The organism is Nocardia sp. NPDC050630 (assembly GCF_044457245.1).
Taxonomy (GTDB): Bacteria; Actinomycetota; Actinomycetes; order Mycobacteriales; family Mycobacteriaceae; genus Nocardia.
This window is the reverse complement of record NZ_JBITGN010000002.1, coordinates 214,257-239,593: the sequence shown is the minus strand read 5'-3', so window position 1 is coordinate 239,593 and position 25,337 is coordinate 214,257. Positions and strand designations below refer to the sequence as shown.

Annotated in this window: 20 protein-coding genes; 10 read left to right on the top strand and 10 right to left on the bottom strand. The window is 66.6% G+C overall.

From position 1 onward, the window contains the following. Window positions 1–665: 665 nt before the first annotated feature. Together ACIBG0_RS08550 and ACIBG0_RS08545 are read right to left on the bottom strand one after the other, a co-directional pair. The gene (locus ACIBG0_RS08550) at window positions 666–1,319 is read right to left on the bottom strand and encodes a LuxR C-terminal-related transcriptional regulator (protein ID WP_397030609.1); all 654 of its coding nucleotides are present in this window, start codon (window positions 1,317–1,319) and stop codon (window positions 666–668) included. After that, on the bottom strand, window positions 1,316–2,680 hold the full coding sequence (locus tag ACIBG0_RS08545; protein WP_397030608.1) for a sensor histidine kinase: 1,365 nt from the start codon (window positions 2,678–2,680) through the stop codon (window positions 1,316–1,318). The genes ACIBG0_RS08550 and ACIBG0_RS08545 overlap by 4 nt, the downstream gene beginning before the upstream one ends. 95 nt (window positions 2,681–2,775) lie before the next feature. Between ACIBG0_RS08545 and ACIBG0_RS08540 the strand changes: the two genes are divergently transcribed. The 3 genes from ACIBG0_RS08540 (at window position 2,776) to ACIBG0_RS08530 (ending at window position 5,118) form a co-directional block, all read left to right on the top strand. Then, on the top strand, window positions 2,776–3,114 hold the full coding sequence (locus ACIBG0_RS08540) for a DUF4190 domain-containing protein (protein ID WP_397030607.1): 339 nt from the start codon (window positions 2,776–2,778) through the stop codon (window positions 3,112–3,114). 117 nt (window positions 3,115–3,231) lie between these two features. After that, window positions 3,232–3,912, top strand: coding sequence for a TrmH family RNA methyltransferase (locus ACIBG0_RS08535; protein WP_397030606.1), 681 nt, complete (start codon window positions 3,232–3,234; stop codon window positions 3,910–3,912). 117 nt (window positions 3,913–4,029) lie between these two features. Beyond that, the gene (locus ACIBG0_RS08530) at window positions 4,030–5,118 is read left to right on the top strand and encodes a glycoside hydrolase family 76 protein (RefSeq protein ID WP_397031184.1); all 1,089 of its coding nucleotides are present in this window, start codon (window positions 4,030–4,032) and stop codon (window positions 5,116–5,118) included. A gap of 3 nt (window positions 5,119–5,121) precedes the next feature. On the opposite strand, the gene ACIBG0_RS08525 is transcribed toward ACIBG0_RS08530, so the two are convergent. Together ACIBG0_RS08525 and ACIBG0_RS08520 are read right to left on the bottom strand one after the other, a co-directional pair. After that, window positions 5,122–5,805 (bottom strand): DedA family protein, encoded by a 684-nt coding sequence (locus ACIBG0_RS08525; protein WP_397031182.1) that lies wholly within the window; start codon window positions 5,803–5,805, stop codon window positions 5,122–5,124. 19 nt (window positions 5,806–5,824) lie between these two features. Further along, entirely contained in the window at window positions 5,825–6,481 is a 657-nt protein-coding gene (locus ACIBG0_RS08520) for a DedA family protein (protein ID WP_397031180.1), read from the bottom strand. Between the two features lie 522 nt (window positions 6,482–7,003). On the opposite strand from ACIBG0_RS08520, the gene fbaA reads away from it, so the two are divergent. Together fbaA and ACIBG0_RS08510 are read left to right on the top strand one after the other, a co-directional pair. Further along, window positions 7,004–8,038 carry a class II fructose-bisphosphate aldolase gene (gene fbaA, locus ACIBG0_RS08515; RefSeq protein ID WP_397031178.1) on the top strand — a complete coding sequence of 345 codons (1,035 nt, stop codon included), beginning with the start codon at window positions 7,004–7,006 and terminating at the stop codon, window positions 8,036–8,038. A gap of 31 nt (window positions 8,039–8,069) precedes the next feature. After that, complete coding sequence (locus ACIBG0_RS08510; protein WP_397030604.1) at window positions 8,070–9,188, top strand: BTAD domain-containing putative transcriptional regulator; 1,119 nt, start codon at window positions 8,070–8,072, stop codon at window positions 9,186–9,188. Between the two features lie 4 nt (window positions 9,189–9,192). Here ACIBG0_RS08510 and ACIBG0_RS08505 read toward each other — a convergent pair whose 3' ends face one another. Then, window positions 9,193–9,528, bottom strand: a complete 336-nt coding sequence (locus ACIBG0_RS08505) for an excalibur calcium-binding domain-containing protein (protein ID WP_397030603.1) — start codon at window positions 9,526–9,528, stop codon at window positions 9,193–9,195. Between the two features lie 327 nt (window positions 9,529–9,855). Here ACIBG0_RS08505 and ACIBG0_RS08500 point away from each other — a divergent pair, with 327 nt between their 5' ends. Beyond that, window positions 9,856–11,295 carry a DUF4185 domain-containing protein gene (locus ACIBG0_RS08500; protein WP_397030601.1) on the top strand — a complete coding sequence of 480 codons (1,440 nt, stop codon included), beginning with the start codon at window positions 9,856–9,858 and terminating at the stop codon, window positions 11,293–11,295. 10 nt (window positions 11,296–11,305) lie between these two features. Here the strand turns inward: ACIBG0_RS08500 and ACIBG0_RS08495 are convergent, their stop codons facing one another. Both ACIBG0_RS08495 and ACIBG0_RS08490 read right to left on the bottom strand, forming a co-directional pair. Beyond that, the gene (locus tag ACIBG0_RS08495) at window positions 11,306–12,370 is read right to left on the bottom strand and encodes a fused (3R)-hydroxyacyl-ACP dehydratase subunits HadA/HadB (RefSeq protein ID WP_397030600.1); all 1,065 of its coding nucleotides are present in this window, start codon (window positions 12,368–12,370) and stop codon (window positions 11,306–11,308) included. 113 nt (window positions 12,371–12,483) lie between these two features. Then, window positions 12,484–14,067 carry a hypothetical protein gene (locus ACIBG0_RS08490; RefSeq protein WP_397030598.1) on the bottom strand — a complete coding sequence of 528 codons (1,584 nt, stop codon included), beginning with the start codon at window positions 14,065–14,067 and terminating at the stop codon, window positions 12,484–12,486. 1,812 nt (window positions 14,068–15,879) lie between these two features. Here ACIBG0_RS08490 and ACIBG0_RS08485 point away from each other — a divergent pair. Both ACIBG0_RS08485 and ACIBG0_RS08480 read left to right on the top strand, forming a co-directional pair. Further along, the gene (locus tag ACIBG0_RS08485) at window positions 15,880–16,329 is read left to right on the top strand and encodes a DUF3151 domain-containing protein (protein ID WP_397030596.1); all 450 of its coding nucleotides are present in this window, start codon (window positions 15,880–15,882) and stop codon (window positions 16,327–16,329) included. Between the two features lie 3 nt (window positions 16,330–16,332). After that, a complete protein-coding gene (locus ACIBG0_RS08480) occupies window positions 16,333–17,481 on the top strand; it encodes an aromatic acid exporter family protein (protein ID WP_397030594.1) in 1,149 nt (382 codons plus the stop codon). Between the two features lie 295 nt (window positions 17,482–17,776). Here the strand turns inward: ACIBG0_RS08480 and ACIBG0_RS08475 are convergent, their stop codons facing one another. Continuing rightward, entirely contained in the window at window positions 17,777–18,559 is a 783-nt protein-coding gene (locus ACIBG0_RS08475; protein ID WP_397030593.1) for a site-2 protease family protein, read from the bottom strand. Next, window positions 18,556–19,218 carry a hypothetical protein gene (locus tag ACIBG0_RS08470; protein ID WP_397030592.1) on the bottom strand — a complete coding sequence of 221 codons (663 nt, stop codon included), beginning with the start codon at window positions 19,216–19,218 and terminating at the stop codon, window positions 18,556–18,558. The genes ACIBG0_RS08475 and ACIBG0_RS08470 overlap by 4 nt, the downstream gene beginning before the upstream one ends. Window positions 19,219–19,934: 716 nt before the next feature. Here ACIBG0_RS08470 and ACIBG0_RS08465 point away from each other — a divergent pair. Next, window positions 19,935–21,224 (top strand): adenylosuccinate synthase, encoded by a 1,290-nt coding sequence (locus ACIBG0_RS08465; protein ID WP_397030591.1) that lies wholly within the window; start codon window positions 19,935–19,937, stop codon window positions 21,222–21,224. 81 nt (window positions 21,225–21,305) lie between these two features. Then, window positions 21,306–23,915: a LuxR C-terminal-related transcriptional regulator gene (locus tag ACIBG0_RS08460; protein ID WP_397030590.1), complete on the top strand. Its 2,610-nt coding sequence runs from the start codon at window positions 21,306–21,308 to the stop codon at window positions 23,913–23,915. 377 nt (window positions 23,916–24,292) lie between these two features. On the opposite strand, the gene ACIBG0_RS08455 is transcribed toward ACIBG0_RS08460, so the two are convergent. After that, window positions 24,293–25,327 carry a saccharopine dehydrogenase NADP-binding domain-containing protein gene (locus ACIBG0_RS08455; protein ID WP_397030588.1) on the bottom strand — a complete coding sequence of 345 codons (1,035 nt, stop codon included), beginning with the start codon at window positions 25,325–25,327 and terminating at the stop codon, window positions 24,293–24,295. Window positions 25,328–25,337 lie beyond the last annotated feature (10 nt).

Sequence of the window (25,337 nt, the reverse complement as noted above, 5' to 3'; positions counted from 1 at the left end):
TGCCCGTTTCCACCGCGCCCGGCCAGCCGATGAACAAGCGAATGGTCCGCGATCCGTCATGGTCCCTAGCCGGGTTCGGTCTCGGCGCATGGTCTCGCGCGCAGCAGTGCCGCCGAGCTGAGCAGCTATTCCGCATACCCGGCATTGCCGCCGATCCACTGTCCGGCAAACGCATCGAATCTCTGATCGACTGCGTGCGGTATGGCGGCGCACACGACCGTCCGGCCCATCCGTGCCCACGGTTATGGGCACCGCCGGATTACGGCTGAGGTGTGCGATGGATGCGCAATGATGATGTCTCGTAGTGGATCGCCGTACCCGCTTGGTCAAAGCGGCACGGTGAACCCGGGGTCGACTTGCCGCACGGTGATGCGATCCGCACCCTTCGGACTGGATGGTGTGGGGCGACGCCCGATACCCCTGGACGAGGATCGGGCCGAGTTGCCCGGTGTGGTCGCGGTGAAGGTACGGGTACCGACACCATGAACGCTGCCGCGTTGCCGACGCCTCCCCGTAGCCGGATCTGCCGCAACCGGACAGGACCGTGGTCCTGGGTCACGTCGATCTCGACAACTGGGACGCCGTGACCGCCATTATCGGGGCTCGCAGGAGATGGACGGTTTCCGGCACGCTACCTGCGGTAGGACAGGCGTGGACGAGCCGAGTCAGCCCTTCAGGCGCAGGACTGCCAGGACTCGGCGATGGTGGGTGTCCGACGGCGGCAGATCCAGTTTGGTGAAGATGTTGCCGATGTGCTTTTCGACCGCGCGCTCGGTGACCGTGAGTGCGGTCGCGATCGCGTTGTTCGATAGTCCCTGTGCCATCAGTTCTAGGACCTCGCGCTCGCGGGGGGTGAGTCGGGCGAGCGAATCCTGTTGGCGTGACGCACCCATCAATTGGCTCACCACCTCCGGGTCGAGTGCGGTGCCGCCGGTGGCGACGCGGTCGAGGGCGTCGACGAAGTCGCGGACGTCGGCCACCCGATCCTTGAGCAGATAGCCGACGCCGCTCGCGCCACCGGCGAGAAGTTCCGTGGCATAGCGGGTTTCGATCCACTGCGAGAACACCAGCACGCCGGTGAGTGGATACTTGCGGCGCAACTCGATCGCCGCGAGCAGTCCCTCGTCGGTGAAGGTCGGCGGCATCCGCACGTCCACCACAGCCACGTCGGGATTGTAGGTACCGACGACATCGCTCAAGGTGGTGGCGTCGCCGACAATGGCGACGACCTCGTGGCCGCGCTCGGTCAGCAGCCCGGCCAGCCCGTCGCGCAGGATCACATTGTCCTCGGCGATGACCACCCGCACCGGCGAACTCATCGCGGCCCGGCCATCGGCAGCGCGATGGTCACCACGGTCGGTCCGCCGGTCGGACTCTGCACGGTCAGCGTGCCGTCCACCGCGCGCGCCCGTGCAGCCAGTCCGGAAAGTCCGCTGCCCGCGCCATGTTCCCCGTCGATCGGCCGCAGCACACCGCCGATTCCATTGTCGCGCACCGAGACCGCGATGGTGTGCGCATCGGTCGGCACGACCGACACCCACGCACTCGTGGCGTTCGCATGTTTGACCACATTGGTGAGCAGTTCGGCGACCGAGAAGTAGGCGATCGCCTCGATGGCCGGATTCGGCCGCTGCGGCAGATGGACTCGCAGTTCCACCGGAACGGCACATCGCGAGGCCAGCGTTTCCAGTGCTGGTTCGAGCCCCAATTCCAGTGCGGGCGGATGGATTCCGCGCACCAGTTCGCGCAATTCGGTGAGCGCCTCCTTGGCATTGGCGTGTGCGTCGGCGATCAGGTCGCGTGCGTCGCCGCCGAGCGATATCCGCTCCTCGGCCCGGCCCAAGGCCATGGCGATGGTGACCAGCCGCGCCTGGGTCCCATCGTGCAGATCCCGCTCCACGCGCCGCAGCGTAGCGGCCGAATCCTCAACCGCCGCACGACGGCTCGCGCGCAATTCGACCAGCTGACGGTCTCGCGCCGTCGCCGACAGCAATGCGATGGTGAGCAGTCCGTGCACCCAGCACACCGCGCGCAGCAGCCACGGCAGTGCGAAGCAGCAGATGATGCCGACCGCGGACATCAGCAAAACCCTTGGCCAAGTGTCTATATACAAGGATCCGAACTGGGCGAGCGAATGGTGTTCGACACCGTTGTCGTCGATATTCGTCGGGTCGAACAGCACCCACGGAATGGGCGATATCGCGACGAATACCGTCACAGCCACCACAACCAGCACCAGATAGCCGCCGACCACACCGAGCACGGCCTGCGCGAACAGGAACAGAATTGCGCGCCAACTCGCGCGATCGGTGAACGCGCTCTTCAGGAATCCGAAAAAGCCCCGCTGCGAAACATACGGCGGCGGCGCGTCCACCGGCGTATCCAGCAGATCCCTGGCCAGCGCACGATACACCTTCGCCCACAGCCGCGCGCCCAGAATCACCAGCGCGAGGATCGGAATGCCGATCAGGAAGATCGAGGCGTACAAACCACCGCCGAGACCGAAGAACAGATAGCAGACGGCGAGCATGCCGATCGCGAAAACCGTGAATACGTAGGCGAGTTGCTTCCAGGTCCTGGCCTGGATCGGCGCACGCAGCACCGTGCGCAGCAGCGCTCGCGCGTCCGGACCGGTCTTGCCGGCGGGCGCGTCGAGCACGAGGGTTTGTGTCTCGGTCATGGACTCCATGGTTGTCGCCGGCACGGCGGCATTCGATCGAGCTGCCCGCCGAATCCTAGGTGTGGCCAGCCACACCACCAACTAGCATCCTGTGCATGAACTATCCGCCGCCGCCGCAGTACGGTTCGCCGTACGGCTACCCGGCCTATGGCCCGCCGCAGGATCATCCGCAGGCCATCACGATCATGATCCTCGGCATTCTCGGCCTGCTGATGTGTCAGTTCCTGGGCCCGGTCGCGTGGGTGATGGGGAAAAAGGCGCTCAACGAGATCGACGCCTCCGGCGGTGCCATCGGTGGTCGCGGCAGCGTCCAGGCCGGATATATCTGCGGCATAATCGCCTCGATACTGCTGATCTTGACCATTGTGTTCGTCATCCTCATGGTGGTACTCGCCGCTATCGGCGTACTCGGCTCCTCGTCCTCGACCTACTGACCGGCCACCTGACGGAGGGCGGTGTTCGACTTGCGGCATTCGCATGTCCATGCGTAGTTGCGCCGCGCTACCGCCTCCGGGCCCATCGTGATTGCCGCGGGAATTAGCATCGTCGGAGTGAACCACCCCGCGCCGGATACGGCCGAGCAGCCAGGCCCCACCGAATGGGGCGAGCATCCGCACGGTGTCGGGCCATGGGCGCAAGAGCACGGGGAGGCCCCACCCGAGGATCCCCGCTACGATCCGGAGCTGCTTGTCGGCGGTGACCGCCGCAATGTCGTCGATGCCTACCGCTATTGGACGCGGGAGGCGATCATCGCCGATATCGACCGTCGCAGGCATCCGTTCCATGTGGCCATCGAGAACTTCGGCCATGACGCGAATATCGGCACCGTGGTGCGTACTGCCAATGCCTTCGCCGCGACCGCCGTGCACATTGTCGGCCGACGGCGCTGGAATCGCCGCGGCGCCATGGTCACCGACCGCTATCAGCACATCGAACACCACTCCGATATCGGCGAGCTACTCGCCTTCGCCGAGCGGGAAAATCTGACCGTGGTCGCGGTGGACAATGTGCCGGGCTCGGTTCCGCTGGAAACCGTGGAGTTGCCGCGCCGCTGCCTGCTGCTGTTCGGGCAGGAAGGGCCAGGTGTGACAGAACATGCCAAGGGGGCGGCCGCGCTGACGGTTTCGATCGCGCAGTTCGGTTCGACCCGCAGTATCAATGCTGGAGTCGCGGCTGGCATCGCGATGCACGCATGGATTCGGCAACATGCCGATTTGACGTCGGCTTGGTAACGAAAAGATAGGTATTAATCGGCTCGAAGCTGGCACCATTGACCCATGACCTCGCGGAGCCCGGATACCGGGCGCGATGCTGCCCCCACGCCCGCGCTGTGGTCCGAGCGCGCGGATATGGCCGAATCCGCGATCGTTTCTCGGCACCTACGCGCGCTATGGGGCGTGCCGGGTACCGAATTGGGTGTTGTCGGTTGGCCGGCGACCCGCCGTGAACGGGGCTTCGCGACCTGGCACTACTGGTGGCAGGCGCATCTGATCGACTGCGCGGTCGATGCCGCCAACCGGGTGCCGACGCCGGCGCGACGCAAGCGCATCGCCGCCATCGCGCGGGCGCATCGGCTGCGCAATATCACCGGATGGACCAATAACTATTACGACGATATGGCCTGGCTGGCAATCGCTTTGGAGCGTGCCGAGCGAACGCAGGGCATCACCGAGGCGCGCGGTGGTCTGATCGCACTCGAGAAGGAGCTGTACGGCGCTTGGGATCCGGCGCGTGGCGGCGGTGTGCCGTGGCGGGTCGACTCGGACTATTTCAATGCCCCTGCCAACGGACCGGCCGCCATCGCGCTGCTGCGCCTCGGCCGTCACGTCCGCGCGCAGGAAATGGCGGACTGGATCGATGCGACGTTGTGCGACAAGGAATCCGGGCTGATCCTGGATGGCATCCATTTGCCCTCCGGCGAAATCGAGTCCCCGACCTTCACCTACTGCCAGGGCGTGGTGCTCGGTTTGGAGGCCGAACTCGCGGTGCACACCGGTGAACCGCGCCATAGCGAACGGGTGCACCGGCTGCTCACCGCCGTCGAGGAGCAGATGACCACCAATGGCGTGATCATTGGCGGTGGTGGCGGCGACGGCGGCCTGTTCAATGGAATCCTGGCTCGTTATCTCGCGGTGGTCGCGCTGATGCTGCCCGGAGATGAGCGCGAACAGGCGGCCGATCGGCGCACCGCGGCCGCCATTGTGCGTGCCAGCGCCGCGGCGGCCTGGGCGAACCGGCTCGAGGTCGAGGGCGAGCCGCTGTTCGGGCAGGACTGGAGCAAACCCGCGCAGTTACCCGGCGGCCGGTCCGGTGCCGGACATTTCACCGAGGGCGGTTCGGTGACTTCGTCGCAGGTGCCCGAACGCGATATGTCGGTGCAACTGTCGGGCTGGCTGCTGATGGAGGCGGCCTACCAGGTCAGCGCCGCCGGGCTGTAGCCATCAGCACTCGGACTCCAGCACGCCCGAGGGCGCGGTTTCGAAATCGAAATCCTCGGCGGGTTTGGCGATCTCCTGGCGGTAGTGCCGGATGCCGATAGCGGTGCCGATGATCAGCCCGACGACAAGGGTGCCGATGACACCTGGCATCAGCCACGGCACCCGGTCCAGGAAACTACCCGCGTAGTAGCCGATCAGCAGCAGCACCGGCGCCCAGATAATGGCGCCGAGCGTGCTGGCCACGGTGTATTTGCGGTGATCCATCCTGGCCGCGCCCGCGACCATCGGGCACAGTGTGCGCACCCATGGGATCCAGCGCGAAATGAGCACCGCGAGGAAACCGTGCCGCTGCAGCAAATCGGTGACCCGCTGCAGGTTGCGGATGTTGATGTAGCGGCCGTTCTTTCTGGCTACCAGGTGGTGGCCGGTGCGATGTCCGACGACGTAGCCGACCTGGTTTCCCGCCACGGCCGCGATCATCGCGCCGATGGACAGCGCCCAGACATGGGCCTCGCCCGCGGCGTTGGAGGCCATCACGATGCCCGCCGTGATCAGCATCGAGTCACCGGGCAGAAATAGCCCGATGATCAGCGCGCATTCGAGGAAGACGAAGGTCAGCACCACCGTCCAGACGAGCGCGGGTCCCGCCGAGGTCAGCGGATCGAAACTGCCCACCGCTAGGGGCAACTGCGCCGTGGACACCGGCTCAGTGGGTCGGCTCGTTCGTCGAGGCAGTCAGCGCGGCATCGTGCTGAGCGGCCTCGTCCGCACCGCGGTTGAGCACCTTTTTGGCCACCGCGATGATGCCGGGCAGGATCGAGATCAGGACGATGAGCAGGAAGATCGGCTCGATGTTCTTGCGGATGAATTCGATATTGCCGAGGAAGTAGCCGAGCACGGTGACACCGCCGCCCCACAGCACGGCGCCGACGATGTCGAAGGTGACGAACTTGCGATAGTCCATCTTGGACACACCGGCCAGCACCGGCATGAACGTGCGCACAATCGGCACGAAACGGGCCAGGATGATCGTCTTCGGCCCGTGCTTTTCGAAGAAGGCATGCGTCTCGGTGACGTAATGCTTCTTGAACAACCGGGTGTCTTCCTTGTGGAACAGCGCGGGCCCGATCGCCCTGCCGATCCAATAGGCGCACTGGTCACCGGCGAAGGCGGTCACCATGACGGCGGGCAACAACAGCCAGATCGATACCGGGGGATGCTCCGTCGCGGACAGCAGGCCACCGGTGAACAGCAGCGAATCGCCCGGGAGGATCGGGAAGAGCAGACCGGTCTCGATGAAGACGATCACCAGGATCGCCGGGAGTACCGCGTTCTTGAGCCACGTCTCCGTGAGCAGGTGCATCGGGTCCAGCAACTGGGTCAATGCGACGTTGCTCGTCACCGATTCTGTCGCTGCCAGCAGAATCACGCGGCCTCCTGTCCCGGGTACGGCTGGCCTGCATTGCTTGCCACCGCATTGGAAGCTGCCAGCGCAATTACGCGGCCAACAGTACCTGTGTTTGATTTGCCGCGCCTGCGGCACGGCGTGTGCTGTGTTCTTGGCCGCGCGGGCGCGGCGTGTTCGCGGCCCCCCGGTGTGGGGGGGGGGGGGGCGGGGGGCGCCCCCCCGGGGGGGGGGGGGGGGGGCGCGCCGGGGGGCTCGGGCGCCCCCGCCCTGCCCCGCCGCGCGGGGGGGGGGGGGGGGGCGCGGCCCCCCCCCCCCCCCGGGCCGCGAACTCCTCGCTCGTAAGACAGCTCCGTGTGTGGCAGGTCGGGAACGGGCCTTGCGACTTAGTGGCTGGCCGTCAAACACGGCAAAAAGGCGCTGGCCTAGTCTGTGAGCTGACAGAATTGTCTTTTGCCGCACAACACGGAGGTCTTCACAGTGCCCATCGCGACTCCGGAGGTCTACGCCGAGATGCTCGGTCGGGCCAAAGCGAACTCCTTTGCCTTCCCGGCCATCAACTGCACCTCCTCGGAAACCGTCAACGCGGCCATCAAGGGCTTCGCCGACGCGGGCAGCGATGGCATCATCCAGTTCTCCACCGGCGGCGCGGAGTTCGGCTCGGGCCAGGGTGTGAAGGATATGGTCGTCGGCGCGGTCGCACTGGCCGAATTCGCGCATGTGGTCGCCGCGCGCTACGACGTGACCATCGCGCTGCACACCGACCACTGCCCCAAAGACAAGCTGGACTCCTTCGTGCGGCCGCTGATCGCCATCTCCCAGGAGCGAGTGAACGCGGGCAAGAACCCGCTGTTCCAGTCGCATATGTGGGACGGCTCCGCGATCCCGATCGACGAGAACCTGGAGATCGCCAAGGAGCTGCTCAAGGCGACCAACGCCGCGAACATCATCCTCGAGGTCGAGATCGGCGTCGTCGGTGGTGAAGAGGACGGTGTCGAGGCCGAGATCAACGAGAAGCTGTACACCTCCCCCGAAGACTTCGAGAAGACCATCGACGCGCTCGGTTCGGGCGAGAACGGCAAGTACCTGCTCGCCGCGACCTTCGGCAATGTGCACGGTGTGTACAAGCCGGGCAATGTGGTGCTCAAGCCCGAGGTGCTTGCCGAGGGGCAGCGCGTCGCGGCGGCCAAGCTCGGTCTGGCGGGGGACGCGCAGCCGTTCGATTTCGTCTTCCACGGCGGTTCGGGCTCGCTGAAGTCGGAGATCGAGGATTCGCTGCGCTTCGGTGTGGTGAAGATGAACGTCGACACCGACACTCAGTACGCGTTCACCCGCCCGGTCGCCGCGCACATGTTCACCAACTACGACGGTGTGCTCAAGATCGACGGCGAGGTCGGCAACAAGAAGACTTACGACCCGCGCAGCTACCTGAAGAAGGCCGAATCGGCCATGGCGGCGCGCGTCCTCGAGGCGTGCAATGATCTGAAGTCCGCGGGTCGCTCGATCAGCGCCTGACCCTATTTACCCTTCGGGGGGCTTTTAGTACATGAGTCTGGATGTGCGTGTGCTCGGGCCCGTGCGACTGCTGGTCGGTGGTGAACCGGTGGCGGTCGGCGGGCCCAAGCCGCGAGCCTTGCTCGCCGCGCTGACTGTCAATCGACGGCGCGCGGTGGCTTCGGCTGCGCTGGCCGATATGGTCTGGAACGAGGATCCGCCCGATTCCTATGCCGCGAGCCTGCAGGTATTCGTCTCGAATATCCGTAAGGCACTGCGTAATTCGGGTGTCGATCCGGCCGTCGTGCTGCGCACCGAATCGTCCGGCTACCGGCTCGAGATCCCCGAGGACGCTTGCGATCTCGGTCGCTTCGAAGCGGCCAGGGACGCGGGCGCGCGTGCCGCCGAGGTCGGCGACCATGTCGGCGCGTCCCAGCTGTTCGGAAATGCGTTGCGCGAGTGGAGCGGTCGCGCACTGGCCGATCTGGCCGGCTTGCAGTTCGCCGACGGTTTCGCCACCGCGATGGACGAGGAGCGGCTGCAGGCCGCCTCGGCTCGCATCGATGCCGAAATCGCCTGTGGACGTGCGTCATCGGTGATCGGTGAGCTGGTCTCGATGACCAATGAACATCCGCTGCGCGAACCGCTGTGGGGTCAGCTGATCACCGCGCTGTACCTATCCGGCCGGCAGGCCGATGCGCTGGACGCGTGCCGTCGGGTGCGCACGGTGCTCGCGGACGAACTCGGTATCGATCCCGGCCCGGTCCTGGTCGATCTCGAACAGCGGGTGCTGCGCCAGGAACCGCTGAGCACGATGGAGCTCAAGCGCACCGAGCGGCTGGCCGCGGCGATGACCGAGACCGTCACCGAGATGCCGCGTGCGGTCCGCAGCGGTCAGCTGCGCATGCCGGACGGCCGGGTCACGGCAATCGCGCAGGGCGGCATGCGAATCGGCAGGATGACCGATAACGATCTGGTCCTCGACGATCCGAAGGCCAGTCGCTACCACGCGCATATCATGCCGAGCCGGGCCGGCCTGCTGATCAAGGATCTGCATTCGGCCAATGGCGTGTACGTCAACGACGAGGCGATCGATAGCGGTGCGCTGCTCGCCGACGGCGACAATATCCGCATCGGCGCAACGGTTCTGGTATTCCAGGCGGTCCAGTAAGCGCTCAGTCGCAGGCGATGCCGTCCCCGTCCGGATCCAGATACGGGTTGTACCCGGGCTGACCACGATATAGCGGCAGCTTTCCTTCGGCCCGAACCTGATCGCAATCGGTGTAATACCTCGGCGACTCCTCCTTCGACTCCTGCGGCGGCGGCACATTCGACCCCTTCGGCCCCGGCCGATAGCTCGGCACGGGAAGCGAACTATCAGGCCCGGCAACCAATTGGGCCGTGGATGAATCGGCGACGGCGACCGGCAAGGCGATCCCGAGACCGCCGATCACCAGACATGCGGCGCCGAGTGCGGGTATAGCGCGGCGATAGATCAGTGCAGCTTTCACGTCTCCATCCTGCTCCGCTTTCCGCCCCGGCGGCAGTGCGGCTTTTGAACCACCGGAGGCCCTTTGCTCCTCCGGTGGACGGCCACTCACCCCGACTCGAGTTGTCGTGCCGTGGACGGTAGCAGGGCGGCGGGTTGCGGTCCCGGAAATGAAGCAGAAGTTTCCTGTTAATTCTGGATGTCGGTGCCGCGCATAGGTGATTCGGTAAGTCGGATGGGGCAGAGGGGACGAAACAGGTAGGGTCGGGCGCTGGTTGCGCGGCATCGTGTGGGGCTTCGGTGCGGCGTGGACAGGCTCCATTTTGCGCGAGATATCAAGGGGTTGTGGTTGACTCGGCGGTGGGTGGCGGTATTCGGTGCGGTCATATGTACGGCCGGGGCGTTGACATCCGCGGCGCGACCTGCCGGTGCCGCGCCTGCCGGTCCGTGTGTCACGGATCCGCCGGCGACGCATGCGGGTCTGGTGCCCAAGACGCTGGAAGTTCCGATTCCGTATCCGGTGATCACCGTCCTGCCGCCGTCTTCGGCCGAATCCGCGCCGATTCGCAAGGAGATGGAGTTGCCGTCGGATCCCTGTGTGAATCCGTGCCCGGATCTGACAGATGTACCGGCACCGCCACCGAGCCCGGCGCATCAACTCGGCATTCCGGAAGTCCTGTTGAGCCCCAAGCCTTTCCACTTCGCGATTCCAGGGCCGGGACCGGATCCCGGTCAAGTGCCGCCACCTCCGCCGCGCGTCGATCCGCCGATCGAATCCGCCCCTTTATCGGCGGTGCGACCGCCGCCCCGAATCAGCGCGGTCACCGAGGTGGCCAAGCAGACCGGCGCGAATTCGGTCAATCGCACCGATAAGCGCTGGCAGGTGGATGGCACCGATCTCGGCATCATGTGGGAGAGCGCGCCGGGTGAGATCGCGACCGCCTTCGGCGACACTGTCGGACGCGGCTTCCACCCGCCTGGCGGAATGGGATCGGATTGGCGCAGCAATGTGCTCGCATTCAGCACCGACCGCGATCTCACCGACGGTATGACCTACGACCGGATGGTGACCGACGACCGCTGCCACGCGGCCGAGGTGCTCTCCAGCCGCAAACTCGACAATGTCGAGGTGACCACAATTCCGACCTCCGGATTCGCACTCGGTGCGCGCCAGTACCTGAGCTATATGTCGATTCGCACCTGGAACAGCGTTCCGGGAACGTTCTTCACCAATTACGGCGGCATCGCCTATTCCGATGATCACGGTCGGACATGGATCAAGGATGCCTACGCGCGCTGGGACAATATCTTCGGACTGGCGAATTTCCAAGTGAGCGCGATGGTTCCGCAGGGCGATTACGTCTACATGTTCGGCACGCCCAATACCCGGCTCGGCTCGGTGGGACTGGCGCGAGTGCCGAAGGATCAGCTCCTCAATACCACCGCCTACCAATACTGGAGCAACGGAAACTGGACTCCGGTAGGCGGATTCGGCTCCGCGAGCTCGATCGTCGACGCACCCGTCGGTGAGTTGTCGGTGCGCTTCGACGCCTCCCGAAACCTATGGCAGATGAGCTATTTGGATACCGCGAAAGCAGCACTGGTGCTCCGCGAAGCGGATTCACCGCAGGGTGTGTGGTCCGATGGCGTGCCGACGGTAACGGCGCGCGAATACCCTGAGCTGTACGGCGGATTCATCCACCCATGGTCCTCGGGTTCGGACCTCTACTTCAATATTTCGACGTGGAGCGACTACAACGTCTATCTCGTGCACGCGACTATAGGATGAGTTTGCCTCGCTAGGCGAATCGAACCTCGGCGATGGCCCGGCCGAAGAGTTTGCGCCCCTCCGAACTGCCGGCCAGCACAATGGTCGCGGTCCGTCGGCGCGGATCGAGCGATTTGATCCGCCCGCTGAATTCGACGGAGCTCGGCGCCTCGGCCCGCACCGGAACGAATCCGGCGAACCGCACGCTGAACTTCTCGATGGCCGTCGGGTCACCGAGCCATGAGGTCAGATAGTCACCGGCCAGGCTCATGGTCAGCATGCCGTGTGCCACGACGGTCGGCAGTCCGGCCAACTGGGCCGCGCGCTCGCTGAAATGAATCGGGTTGGGGTCGCCGGAAACTCCCGCATAGTTGGCCAGATCGCCGCGCGTGACCTGGGCGGTCTCGGCGGGGAGCTGATCACCGACAGCTAGGCGGTCGAAGTCCGGGAGGGAGCGCACGGAAGCGCTGCGCACCGCGGGCTGCCCGGGGGCGGGGGCGTCCGCGGGCAACGCGACCAGCGGATCCGGCCTGGTGATGTCACCGATGGTGACCGGACGCGCATGCATCATGATGTTCTCGACGGCGGCCGCGATATTCGGATCCACCTCGACACCGCGGCGCGCCACGATGGTGGTTGAACCCGATTGCACGATTTCACCGTGCTGGTTGGTCAGCGAGAACGTCACCAGGACGAAGTCGTTATCGCCGAACTGTCGGATCGAGTCGATCACGATTTCGGTGCTGAGCCGGTCGCCCGCCAGGATCGGGCGGGTGAGCTCGAAGACCTGATCGGTCTGCAGGATCTGGGACAGGTCGTATTCGGTGAGTACCGTATCCAGCAGCACCCTGGTCGCATTGATGCCGATGACCGAGGCGAAGGTCGGCGGCGCGATGATGCCGTCGTAGCCGAGCTCGAGCGCATCAGGTTCGGAGTAATGCGCACCGTGACGACTCTGCGTCGCGCGGGCGAACTCACGGATTTTCTCTCGGCCGACCGAATAGTGTTCGCGTACCCGGAACCGGCGTCCCGCCACCGTGGCTGTCTGCTCGCCCGCTTCGACTTCCGGCTTTTCGATTGTTTGCTCCCTGACCATGATCCGGGCCATGCTACTGGCGAACCGGTCTGATGACCAGGTGAGTGTGATGTTCGCTACCGGTTAGAGGGCTTACCTTTTGGATATGTCCTGTTCGACTCGTCGCCTTCCGACTAGGGCGTCCCGGCGCTCGGTGGATCACAGACCTTCCAACCGTCGGCGGTCTGCTCCAAATCGAAAGTCCTCGCCGAGCGCTTCGTCGGATCCGCATCGGTGTACACGCTGGCCTGCGCGATCGCCGTCTTATCGGTGATCTTGATCGTATCGACGCTCGCCACCACCGGGATGTTCTTGCGATCCGTCGACAGCTGATGCACGCCCGCGAACTGGTCCGCCGCGATGTTCTGATAGAAGTCGTGCAACTGTCCGCAGGTGCTGTTGCGCAGCGCCGGGAGATCGCCGGATTTCAGCGCCGCGGTGTAATCGGTGATGGTGGCGCGCACCTTGGCCTCCGGGGAGTTGTCGCCCCGATTCCCGATGAGCACGACCACGAGTCCGACCACCGCGATGAGCGCCACCGCGGCCGCCCCGATGAACAACCAGCGCTTCGAGGGCCCGGCCGATGCCTCGTCGGCCGCCGGTTGCTGATCAGCCGGGGTGATTCGTTGCGGCTGGGCCATCGGTCGCGGTGCATTGACCGGCTTGGCGGGGCGAGTCAGCTGGGTATCGGCAGGTGACGGCGCCGAAGCGACCTGACGTGGCCGGCCCGGACCGCGCGGCGCCGACGGTGCGGTCTCCTCGACACCCGGTCCGCCCTGCGCAGGCCCTTGCGACCCAGCCTGTTTCGGACCGGGCGCCGGACGAGGGGTGCTCGGCGGCTTGGTGATCGGCCCGGGTCGCGCCGCCGGCGGAACGACCCGGTCGGTACCGGGCTTGGTCCCGGCATCGGTCCGCATCCGCTTCGTGGCGTCCTTGTCGGCTGGCTTCTGAATCGGCAGTGCGACGGTCTGCTCGGCATCCAGCTTCGAAATCATCGGCATGGCGACGGTCTTGTCGTCCGCGCCCGCCAAATCCGGTTCCGGTCGCCTCGGAGCACTCTTGGCCTTCGGATCGACCGCTCGCATCACCATGGTCGCCGCATCCGCACCCGCGGCATCGTCGACCTTGTTGTCTGGTGTCGCGGACTTGTCGGCTTTCGAACCCCGCTGAATCACAACGGTTTCGCCGGCGCCACCTGGTGCCGCAGACTTGCTTGCGTCCGAATCGCGCTGAACCACAACGGTTTCGCCAGCGGGTCCGGCAGCGCCACTTGGCGTCGCAGACTTGCTTGCATCCGGATCGGGCTGAACCACAACGGTTTCCGCAGGGGAGCCAGATGCGGAAGTGGCACTCGGCGCAGTGCTTTCAGCCGGTGGCGTCGCTTTCGACGACCGACTCGTCGATTCGGCGGTTGGTGTTGCGGACTTGTCGCCCGCCGCTTTGGTCCGACCTGCGTCGGATCCTTCGGCGGCCGCAGCGGCAGTCCCGCCCACCGCAGCGGACTTCGCCGTGCCAGCATCCTGGGCCGCGGGGCCGCCCCGTTTGATCACGACGGTCCGCGCGTTCGGCCCGGAGCCGGTGCCGCGCGATGCGCCGGAGCCGCCAGCCGGTGTCGGCTTGCCAGGCGACCCCGCCTCTGGCGCCTTCGTCGGGCCGGAGTTGCCCTTGTCCGCGACATCACCACGCGAGATCTCCGCAGTCTTCCCTTCGGAATTCACCGCGGTAGCCCCGGACTCTCCGGAACCGGCAACTGCGCCCGGCTTCACAGCAGCGGGTGCAGACGAGGCCACGCCACTACCCCGTGGGTCCACGCCGCCCGGCCGGGTAGTGCCGCCGGGCGCGGGAGCGGGTTGGGCGGTGCCGCTATCTCGTTGGCCTGTGCCGCCTGGCTTGACCGCGCCGCCCGGCGTGGGTGCGGATGAGGCAGCACCGCCATCTCGCTGGGCCGCAATGTCACGAGTGGCTGCACCACCCGGCGCCAGGGAGGGCGAGGTCGCGCCGCTGTCTTTCCGGCCCGCGCCGCTCGAGCCGGTTGCCCCGCTCGGCTTGTTGCCCGGCGTCGGAGCTGCTGGGTCGGTGCCACCATCTTGCTGGGCCGTTCCGCGCGGCGCCGGAGCCGACGAGTCCGCGCCGCTACCTCGCTGGCCCGCGCCGCCAGGCCCGGTTGCGTTGCCCGGCCTGGTTGGGCTGCCCAGCCCGGTTGCGCCGCCTGGCCTGGTTACGGTGCCTGGTGAGGAAACAGACGGTGGGGTTCCGCCACTTTGCTGGCCCGCGCCGCTCGGCCCGGCTGCGTTGCTCGGTGCGGGACCAGATGATGGTGTGCTGCCACCTTGTTGGCCCCCGCCGCCCGCCTCGGCGGTATTACCCGGCGCAGGAGCAGGCGAGGCTGGGCCGCTACCTCGCTGGCCCTCGCCGCCCGGCCCAGCTGCGTTACCCGGCCTGGTTGCGTTACCCGGCCTGGTTGCGGTGCCTGGTGAGGAGACAGACGGTGGGGTCCCGCCACCTCGTTGGCCCGTGCCGCTCGGCTCGGCTGCTCCGCCCGCCGCGGGAGCGGCTGGGGCGGTGCCGCTATTTCGCTGGTCCCCGTCACCCGGCTTGGCTGCGCTGCTCGGCGCAGCAGTAGATCGGGCCGCGCCGCTACCTTGTCGGCCAGCGCCGCCGCCCAGCTCTGCTGTGTTGCTCGGCGTGGAAGCAAATGGGACTGCATTGCTGCTGCGTGGGCTTGCGCTGCCGGGCTTGGTTGCGCTGCCCGGTGCTGGAGCTGATGCAGCTGGGCCGCTACCTCTCTGGCCCTCGCCGCCCGGTGCTGGAGTTGATGGGGCTGGGTTGCTGCTTCGCTGGTTTGCGCTGCCCGGCTTGGTCGCGTTGCCCTGTGCGGATGCTGATGACGGTGCCTTGGCTGCTCCGCCCTGAATGGGGGCAGCAGGCCTGCCGAGTGCGGCGATATCCCCGGTTGCCGCACCCGATGCGCCGGGCTGTTCGGCACCGGTGGGTGGCTGCTTCGGCAACGACGGCGATGGAATCGGCCTAGTAGGAGCCGCTGCCCTGCGCTCGGCTGCCGCTTTCCCGGTTCCTGATGGCGCGTTGGGCCCCGACGAGCCGGGTCCTGACGATGACGGGAACGGTCGGGTCGCGTCCGCGGCGCCGCCCTTCCCACCGGTACCGGCTCCAGACGAGGTGCCTGCGCCGGGACCGGGGCGCGAGGGTGCGCCTTCTGACTCGGACGATGCGGGTTTCCGGTCCGTGGGCGCGGCGGGGCGCGGGTCGGCCGCTTCGGCGGGGCGGCCGGGATTTCGTGCCGGGCTCTTCTCGTCGTTCGGGTCGGACACCTATTACCCCTCGGTCGGGCGGAACAGTTGAACTCGACGGCCAGCCTAGCCAGCAATTCGGTCGACTGTGACGATTCCCCTGCGCAGTGGGACGCGTTGTCCGGCTCGACGGCGACGGGTGGGGAGCGGTGGGCCGGGCACTGCTCAGCCAGGGGAACGCCGTGTCGGCGCGGCACGCGCGCGCAGTGCACAATGAACCGCATGACCTCGTTCGGTGACTTGCTCGGACCGCAACCGGTACTCCTGCCCGAAGACTCCGATGCGGAGGAGGCACTGCTGAACAATGCCGATCCGGTGCAGGTCGCTGCCGCGCATCCGGCGGCTTCGATCGCCTGGGCCCATCTCGCGGAGGCCGCGTTGCAGCGCGGCGGCGCCGATGGCGATACGCAGGTGGTCAATCACGACATCGTCGCCGCGTACGCGTTCGCGCGCACCGGCTACCACCGCGGCCTGGACTTATTGCGGCGCAATGGCTGGAAGGGTTTCGGCCCGGTGCCGTGGAGCCATGAACCCAATCGCGGTTTCCTGCGCAGTGTCGCCGCACTTGCCAGGGCGGCAAGGGCGGTCGGTGAGACCGAAGAGTACGCACGCTGCCTCGACCTGCTGGAAGATTGCGACCCGCGCGCCGCGGGTGAGCTCGGCCTCGATTAACCGTTGATCGATCCGAATTCTCCGGTCGGCGTCGCCCGCGCCAGCAGTATGGAGAAGCTGCGCAGCTCGTGGGCGCGACTGCGACTGTCCGCGCTGCCGATTCTGCAGTGCGCGGTCGGCGCGGCGCTGGCCTGGTTCATCGCGCACAAAATCATCGGACACACCCAGCCCTTTTTCGCACCGACCGCGGCGGTGGTCTCGATCGGCATTTCGTTCGGGGCCCGGCTGCGCAGGTCGGTGGAGTTGGTGGTCGGCGTCGCGGTCGGCATCGGCATCGGCGACCTGTTCATTACCCGCGCGGGCACCGGCGTCTGGCAGATCGCCTTCGTCGTCGCGGTGGCCATGGCCTTGGCGGTATTCCTGGACGGCGGTTCGATCATCACCATGCAGGCCGCCGGTTCGGCGGTGCTGGTCGCCACCTTGCTGCCGCCGTCGGCGGGCGGCGGATTCTCGCGCATGATCGACGCACTCGTCGGCGGGTTGGTCGGCGTTGTCGTGGTCGCATCGATACCGCTGCATCCAGTGCGTCGGGCCCGCGAGCAAGCTGCGGAAGTCCTTGCGGTACTTGCGAAATCGCTGCACGAATGTGCCGACGGCCTGCTCGAACAGGATCCCGAGAAGATTCGCGCGGTACTGACCGCGGCCCGCGCCACTCAGCCCCAGATCGATCGGCTGCGCTCCACTCTGGAGGGCGGCCGCGAGATCAGCCGGATTTCCCCGCTCTATTGGAATTCCCGCCAGCGTCTCGATCGCATCCGCGCCACCGCCGATCCGCTCGACAATGCCGTCCGCAATACCAGGGTGCTGCTGCGCCGTTCCCTTACTCTGGTCCAGGACGACGAAATCCTCGATCCGCGACTGATCGAGGGACTGGAGCGCCTCGCCCAAGCCGTCGAGGTGGTGCGCCGAATGATGCTCGCCGATCCCGGTCAGCAGCCGGATCAGGCCGAGGCCGCCAGGGTGCTGCGCGGTATCGCAAAGGCCGCGCGACCAGAACTCGTTGACGGCGCGGGACTTTCGGCTCATGTTGTCTTCGCGCAGATGCGCTCCATGCTGGTCGATCTCCTGCAGGTCTGCGGTATGCAGCGCATCTCGGCGATGGCACTGCTGCCCCCGACGGTCCCGAATCCGCATGTGCCGCCGGAGAATTGAGCCGACTACTCAGCGGATTTCGGACATACTCCCGCCGCTGCGGGACAGCGCGCTCGATTTCGGGCACGCGAATCATGACCTTTGCGTAGTCCGCTACTCGTGTTCGCCCATGCCAACGGTCCTAGCCTCGAGAGGCAACCGCGGTTACGAGGGGTAGTGCGGTTGGGACGCTTCGCTCGACGGCGAACCGCCCTACCGGCCATAAGGTGTGGTGGCCCGGGTGGGTGAGGGCGCGCAGCGGTCGAGCGAAGAGGTCGCCCGGTTCGGAAGGTCGGACCGGGTGACCGGTTATCGGCTAGGTCCAGAACCGGGTCAGCCAGCTGCCGTACCGCGACCAGTCCGCATCGACCCCGGACAATTCGTACAGCGAATACACCGCATCGAAGAACACCTTGTTGATCGACGGCGTGAACAACAGCGCGAACAGAATCAACATCCCGAACGGCTTGAACTGATCGAGCGCTCGCCGGGTCTGGTAGCTCAGCGACGGCTCCACCACGCCGTACCCGTCCAACCCCGGCACCGGCAGGATGTTCAAAAGTGTTGCGGTGATTTGCAGAAACGCCAGAAAGCTCAGTCCGTACCAGAACGCGCGATGCGAAGTATCACTGCCGGCGAACCGCACGACCGCCAGCAACAGCACCGCGCATACCGCATTCACCGCGGGCCCGGCACCGCTGATGATCCGCTGCATGCGCGCGCTGACATTATGCGTGTGCACGTACACCGCACCGCCCGGCAAGCCGATACCGCCGAGCGCGATGAACACCATCGGCAACACGATCGAAAGCAGCGGATGGCTGTACTTCAGTGGATTCAGCGTGAGATAACCCCGCAGCTCCACCTCACGATCGCCGGCCCGCCACGCCGTGTACGCATGCGCGAATTCGTGCAGACACAGCGTGACGATCCAGCCGAATACGACGAGCAGAAATACGCCGAACTTCGCGCGCGTCGACTGCACCTCGGCATCCCATGCGAGCACGCCACCGGCCACCGCGACCGCGATCACCAGCAGGAATATCGGGCTCGGCCGCACGGCGCCCAGGCGGCGATTCCTCGAGAACGGAACTGTCATCGCACCAGCTGCCAGCTTTCATGATGTCGGTAGAACGACGAGCGCGGCAGCACGCGATCGTTGGCAATGCCGTCCCTGGTCACCACGGCCCCGGGTGTGCCGAGCTGCGCGGCCCGACCCGCCAGCCAGCGGCGCCTGCGGATGATGTTCTTCCGCACGCTCGCCCGTACCCCCGGCAGATCCAGCATCGGGGAGACGACCATCACGTTGACCTTGCCGGAGAACAACGGGGCGTCATCCACATAGGCCTCGCCCTCGAGCTTCTCGCCGCCGGGACCGGTGATCTCTGCCCGACCGACCAACACGGTTCCGGTGTCATCGCGAATCAGCGGCGTCTCGACGGCCCGGCCCCCCACCGCCCGTTTTGCGGCGGCATTACCGGTGCCGGTCTGGTAGACGCGCGAACCGTAGGTCTTGTCGACGGGCACATACCCGATCTCCACATGCAGCCGCTCGGTCCGCATCAGATGGGTCAGCACGGAGGCCAGGGCGGCGTCGTCGCCGAGCACGATCAGCCGGGGCAGGCTGTCGGCGGCGAGGACGGGCAATAACTCATCGATGACGCTGTTTTCCGGGATGGCGGTCGTCTGCGAAATCGGCAGCGACGCGAGGGCGATGGGTACCGGTGCGCCGTCGCAACGGAGAACGTGGGTACTCAAACTGCCGTACACCCTCCTCGGTTCGGCCGACAACCCGTCGGTCACCTCGCCACTTGTCGGCGGACCCCCTGCTCGGTCCGCCGGTGCCTCGCAACCATAGCTGTGTTTTTGGCGGCGCGGGCGCCGCGGGTTCGCGGGCTCTGTTTAATGGCCGTGGCTTCGCCGCGGCGTGTTCGCGGCCCCCTGGTGTCTCGCGTCCCGTCGAGACTCGCGCCTGCGGCGCATGCGCTTCGACGGCTCGGACGCGAGACGGGCCGCGAACGGGTCGCTCGTAAGACTCGCTCCGTCGGGGCTGGTGGTGGCGGGGGCGTTCAGCACCTGAGGCGCGCGTGTGGGGAAGGGCGCGACTCGCGACTGCGTCGCTTGGGCTTCGATGGCTCGGGCGCGAGACGGGGCGGGAACTTCTCGCTCGTGAGGCTCGCTCCGTTGTGGTCGGTGGTGGCGGGGCGTTCGGCACCCGGTGCACGCATGTCGGAAGGGCGCGACTCGCGACTGCGTCGCTTGGGCTTCGATGGCTCGGGCGCGAGACGGGGCGCGAACTCCTCGCTCGTGAGGCTCGCTCCATGGTGGACCGTGAGGGGGCGACCCTCCCTGCGATCCAGACGGACGCAGGACCCGGTTGGGCGTTGGGTAGACTGTGCTTCCGGCCACCGCCTCGATACGGCAGGTAGCTGCGGTACACGAGTACCGCGCGTCGAACCGTAGGAGACACGACCATGCCGGCAATCGTCCTGATCGGCGCCCAATGGGGCGACGAGGGTAAGGGCAAAGCAACCGATCTGCTCGGTGGCAGGTTGCAGTGGGTCGTCCGGTATCAGGGCGGCAATAACGCCGGTCACACGGTCGTGCTGCCCAATGGCGACAAGTTCGCACTGCATCTGATCCCGTCCGGCATTCTCACCCCGGGCGTGACGAACGTCATCGGCAATGGTGTCGTGGTCGATCCCGGCGTCCTGCTCGCTGAGCTGGCCGGATTGGAGGAGCGCGGCGTCGACACCTCCGGACTGCTGCTCTCGGCCGACGCGCACCTGATCATGCCGTACCACGTGGCCATCGATAAGGTCACCGAACGCTTCCTCGGCAATAAGAAGATCGGCACCACCGGTCGTGGCATCGGTCCGTGCTATCAGGACAAGGTCGCCCGGGTCGGCGTGCGCGTCGCCGATGTGCTCGACGAGAAGATCCTGACCCAGAAGGTCGAGGCGGCCCTGGAGTTCAAGAACCAGGTCCTGGTGAAGATCTACAACCGGCGCGCGTTGGACCCGCAGCAGGTGGTGGATGAGGTACTCGGCCAGGCGGATAGCTTCAAACACCGCATCGCCGATACCCGCCTGGAACTGAACCTGGCGCTGGAGCGCGGCGAGACCGTCCTGCTGGAGGGTTCGCAGGGCACCCTGCTCGATGTGGACCACGGCACCTACCCGTATGTCACCTCGTCCAACCCGACCTCGGGCGGTGCGGCGGTCGGCGCGGGCGTCGGACCGAACAAGATCACGACCGTGCTCGGCATCCTGAAGTGCTACACCACCCGCGTCGGTTCGGGTCCGTTCCCGACCGAACTATTCGACAATTTCGGCGAATTCCTGGCCAAGCAGGGCGGTGAGGTCGGCGTGACCACCGGCCGAGCCCGCCGCTGCGGCTGGTTCGACGCAGTCATCGCGCGCTACGCGACCCGGGTCAACGGCATCACCGACTACTTCCTCACCAAGCTGGACGTCCTGTCGAGTCTGGAGCGGGTGCCGATCTGTGTCGCCTACGAAATCGACGGCAAGCGGGTCGAGCAGATGCCGACCACACAGACCGAATTCCACCACGCCAAGCCGGTTTACGAAGAGATGCCCGGTTGGTGGGAAGACATTTCAGATGTGAAGACGTTCGAGGAACTGCCCGCCAACGCCCAGGCGTATGTCTTGCGCCTGGAGGAGCTGTCCGGCGCCCGCATTTCCTGTATCGGCGTCGGACCGGGGCGTGACCAGACCATTGTCCGCCACGACGTACTCGGTTAGCGGACGAAACAGTTGAGCCGGTGCGGCCGTTCATGGTTCGTTGTCCTCGATCATGATCCGTGACGAACTACAGTTAGAGCTATGGCTCGGAACTGGCCGATGATCGAGCGCGAGACCGAGTTCGAAGCGATGCGCGCGGCACTCACCGGAACTGAATATGTCGGTGCGGTATTGACGGGCGACGCCGGAGTCGGGAAGACGACGCTGGCGAGACAGGCGACGGCCGCGGTAGGCGGCAATGTCCGGTGGGTGGCGGGCACGGAATCGGCCCGCAGCATCCCATTGGGCGTATTCGCCCATATGGTGGGCATTTATACGGCGCACGATCCGGTGACCTTCATGTCCGCCGCGCGCGAGGCGCTGCTCGCCGACGGGCACGCGATCATCGGTGTCGACGACGCGCATCTGCTCGATCAGCTCTCGGCCACGCTGCTGTTGCAGCTGGCCATCGATAAGGCCGCCCATATCGTCGCGACCGTGCGCAGCGGGGTGCAGGTGCCCGATGCGGTCACCTCGTTATGGAAAGACGGCCATCTGCTGCGTATCGACCTCACGCCGTTCACCCAGCAGCAGAGCGTCGATCTGGTGGAGTCGATGCTGGGCGGGCAGTTGGAAGGGTTCACCGCCAACCTGATGTGGGAGTCCTCCGGCGGAAACGCCCTGTTTCTCCGGCATTTGGTTGAGGGCGCGCTGGAGGCGGGCGCGCTGCGGCAGGTGAACGGCGTCTGGCAGCTGCGCGGCCGGGCCGCGGTCACCTCGGAATTGGCTGCGCTACTGGAGGATCGGGTCGAGCAGTTGCCCGAACCGGTGCTGCGGGTGCTCGAACTGCTCACCTTCTGCGAGCCCATAGATCTCGACGTGCTCTCCGAACTGGCGGGCGAGCAGGCCGTGGAGGCCGCCGAAACCCGCGGTCTCATCAGGGTCGTCGAGAACACCCACCAGTTGATCGTGCGCTACAACCATCCGCTGTTCGGCGAGGTCATCCGGCGCAGGCTCGGCATCGCCTCGGCCCGGCGGCTGCGCGGTCGGCTGTACTCCTCGCTCAAGGAACGGCCGATCAATTCCGCGCCGGACCGCATCCGGTTGGCCGAATTGGCTTTGGACAGTGATAAATCCGCCGATCTCGAACTCTTCGAGGCAGCCGCCGCCGATGCGATCGGACTGGCCAATATGCCGCTCGGTGAACGTTTCGCCAGGGCGGCGGTGGAACGTCGCGGCGGGGTAGAGGCGGCGGATCTGCTTGCCCGCGCGCTGCTGTGGCAGGGCCATCGCATCGAGGCCGAACGCACCCTCGCCAGCTTCGACACCGATCAGATGAACGAGGTGCAACTGGGCCGCTGGGGCAGCACCCGGGTCTCGAATCTTTTCTGGGCCATGGGTGATGCCGAGCGCGCCGACGAGGTGCTCGCGGTGTTGCGCGGCAAGGTGCAGCATCCGAAAACCATCGCCACCTTCGCGGGCTTGGCCGCGGCGTGTGCGGTCCACGAAAATCTGCTGGAAGACGCGTTTTCCGGAGCCGAGTCGGTGATGGAGACCGAAGGCGCACCGCCATGGGCGGTTTGGTGGGCGTCTTTTGGCGGTGGCCTGGCGCTCGCGCTGATGGGTAAGGGCGAGGCGGCGCGGCAGTACGCGGCCCGCGGGCATCAGGTGGAGTCGCATATCGACGGACTCAACCGGTTCATCTCGACCCATGCCGAGGTGCTCGCGCTGATCTGCACCGGTGATCTCGATGCCGCACGCCGCCGCGCCACCGGGTATTTCGGCTATTCGGCACCCGGCCAGTACCTGGCGTGGGGCATGTCGAAAATCCTGCAGGGCACCGTAGACGTGGCGCAGGGCCGCTTCCTGGATGGTATCGAACATCTCGAGCAGGCACTGGCCGCGCTCACCGCAGAGGGCGCCGCCGCCTGGCACATTCCGGCGCGAATCCGTCTGGCCGAGGCATATTCGGCACTCGGCCGACCCGCGGAGGCCGCCGAATCCATTGCCGAGGCGGCCGCTCGTGGTGGCAGGCACAGCGCGGTCTACGACCCGCAGTTGGAGCTCGCGCGGGCCTGCGCGGCCGCCGCGGAAGGCACCGTCACCCCGGCCATCCGGTTGGCCATGGGCGCCGCCGACGCGGCGGCGCGCGCACATCAGCACGCCATCGAGGCCATGGCACTGCATACCGCCGCCCGCTTCGGCGACCATTCCGTGGCAGGCCGACTCGCCGACCTGGCCGCCCGGGTCGACGGGCGGCTGGTGCAGGTCCAGTCCCGCCATGCGGTGGCGCTCGCCGCTCACGACGGACCCGGTCTGGACGCGGCCGCAGCCGAATTCGAGCGCATCGGCGCCATGCTCTCGGCCGCCGATGCCGCAGCCCAGGCCGCATCCGCCCACGAACGCGCCGGTGACCGCCGTCGCCTGCTCGAATCCGCCACCACCGCCAACCGACTCGCCGCGGCCTGCGGCGGTGCGAGCACCCCTGCTCTACGCCAGGCCGCCCAGCCCTTGCCGCTGACCTCCCGCGAACGTGAAATCGCGAATCTCGTTGCGGCGGGGCTCTCCAACCGTCAGATCGCCGATCGCCTCACGGTTTCCGTCCGTACGGTCGAGGGACACCTCTACCGCGCCTGCATCAAGATGGACGTCACCGACCGCGAGTCACTCGGGGCGCTGATGCGCGGTGAGTCCTCCGGCGGGGCCAGCTGAGCGAACCGGCCGCACGTGAGTGCCTCAGCGATCGCTGCGGCAAGCACCGGCGCGGGCGGGCCGCGAACCGGCCGCACGTGAGTGCCTCGGCGATCGCGCTGCGGCAAGTACCGGCGCGGGCGGGCTGCGAACCGGCCGCATGTGAGTGCCTCGGCGATCGCGCTGCGGCAAGTACCGGCGCGGCCGGGCCGCGAACCGGCCGCATGTGAGTGCCTCGGCGATCGCTGCGGCAAGCACCGGCGCGGGCGGGCTGATCGGCGCAGACGCTGGTGCTGCAGCTCGCGGCATTCCGTCCGTCGTTGTCGGATCCGAAGATGCGACGAATGCCCGCGCGGGTGTGCATCGCGACCTGTTGTACGCGGTGCGCCGGGCGAAGGTTAATCGCTGATGCGCCAGGTGATGTCGAAGCGGGCGAGTGCGTCCAGAAGTTCCTCGGCATCGAAGGCTTCGGCTACGGACAAGGCGCCGGGCTTGGTGGTCCCGTCGACCAGGCGGACTGCGATTTCTACTGCTTCCAACGCTGAGTCGCGGTAGGAGTCGACGCCGCTGACGACCCCACGGGCCGAATGTCCTTTGGTGTCATAGGCATCCACGACCACGTCGTAGCGCAGGTCGGAGCTCGGCTCGTCAGGGAGCGATTCGATGATTTCCTCGGTGAAAGAGCCGAGGAGGTCGTGGATGGCGACGTCCAGGACGCCTTCCACGTACGACACATCGGTGTGCCTGGGGATAGTGATCACCGGCGGCTGTGGAAATTTCGCGACGGTGGTGGCCGCGGTGTGGCCGGGGAATGTCATCTCGGCGTGACGGGCGGCGGTGCCGGTGCGCAGTTCGCCGTCCTGGAAGTGCCAGCCGCCGCCGCGGAACCAGTCGAGGCTGGCGAAGACCGTTTTCGCGCTGCCCTTGGAACCGTTGCCACCGCTCTTGCTCAGATGGCTGAGCACGATCTCGACCGGTCCGGTCAGTCGGCGCGCGGTCAGGTGGGCGAGCAAGTCGCCCGCCACATTGTTATCGGTGACACCGGGGATCACCGTGACGCCCGCGGCCTCGGCCTTCGCGCCGTACTCGTCGAAAACGCGCTTGAGGAAAAGCTGTTCGCCGGACAGATCGGTGTAGTGCGCCCCGGCCGCGATGGCTGCCGCGAGCACCGGCTCGCCATTGTGCACATACGCGGACAGGCTGCTGATGACGGCGGCCGCGCCGGTGAAGGCGGCGACCAGGGCGTCGTGATCGGTGAGTGTCGCGACTCGGATCTCGGCGTCCGGGATCCCGGCTTCCTCGGCCGTCGCCCGCATCCGAGCGGCACTGCGGCCGACCAGGATCGGGGCAATCCCGCGCCGGTGTAATTCGGTGAGCAGGTAGCGGCCGGTGTGGCCGGTCGCGCCGTAGACGGCAATCTTCGTCGTTGTCATGAGTACGACA

Excerpts from the sequence above, each read along its gene's own strand:
- ACIBG0_RS08550 (WP_397030609.1), bottom strand. The coding sequence starts at position 1,319 with ATGAGTTCGCCGGTGCGGGTGGTCATCGCCGAGGACAATGTGATCCTG.
- ACIBG0_RS08545 (WP_397030608.1), bottom strand. The coding sequence starts at position 2,680 with ATGACCGAGACACAAACCCTCGTGCTCGACGCGCCCGCCGGCAAGACC.
- ACIBG0_RS08540 (WP_397030607.1), top strand. The coding sequence starts at position 2,776 with ATGAACTATCCGCCGCCGCCGCAGTACGGTTCGCCGTACGGCTACCCG.
- ACIBG0_RS08530 (WP_397031184.1), top strand. The coding sequence starts at position 4,030 with ATGGCCGAATCCGCGATCGTTTCTCGGCACCTACGCGCGCTATGGGGC.
- ACIBG0_RS08520 (WP_397031180.1), bottom strand. The coding sequence starts at position 6,481 with ATGCACCTGCTCACGGAGACGTGGCTCAAGAACGCGGTACTCCCGGCG.
- ACIBG0_RS08510 (WP_397030604.1), top strand. The coding sequence starts at position 8,070 with ATGAGTCTGGATGTGCGTGTGCTCGGGCCCGTGCGACTGCTGGTCGGT.
- ACIBG0_RS08495 (WP_397030600.1), bottom strand. The coding sequence starts at position 12,370 with ATGGTCAGGGAGCAAACAATCGAAAAGCCGGAAGTCGAAGCGGGCGAG.
- ACIBG0_RS08485 (WP_397030596.1), top strand. The coding sequence starts at position 15,880 with ATGACCTCGTTCGGTGACTTGCTCGGACCGCAACCGGTACTCCTGCCC.
- ACIBG0_RS08475 (WP_397030593.1), bottom strand. The coding sequence starts at position 18,559 with ATGACAGTTCCGTTCTCGAGGAATCGCCGCCTGGGCGCCGTGCGGCCG.
- ACIBG0_RS08465 (WP_397030591.1), top strand. The coding sequence starts at position 19,935 with ATGCCGGCAATCGTCCTGATCGGCGCCCAATGGGGCGACGAGGGTAAG.
- ACIBG0_RS08460 (WP_397030590.1), top strand. The coding sequence starts at position 21,306 with ATGGCTCGGAACTGGCCGATGATCGAGCGCGAGACCGAGTTCGAAGCG.
- ACIBG0_RS08455 (WP_397030588.1), bottom strand. The coding sequence starts at position 25,327 with ATGACAACGACGAAGATTGCCGTCTACGGCGCGACCGGCCACACCGGC.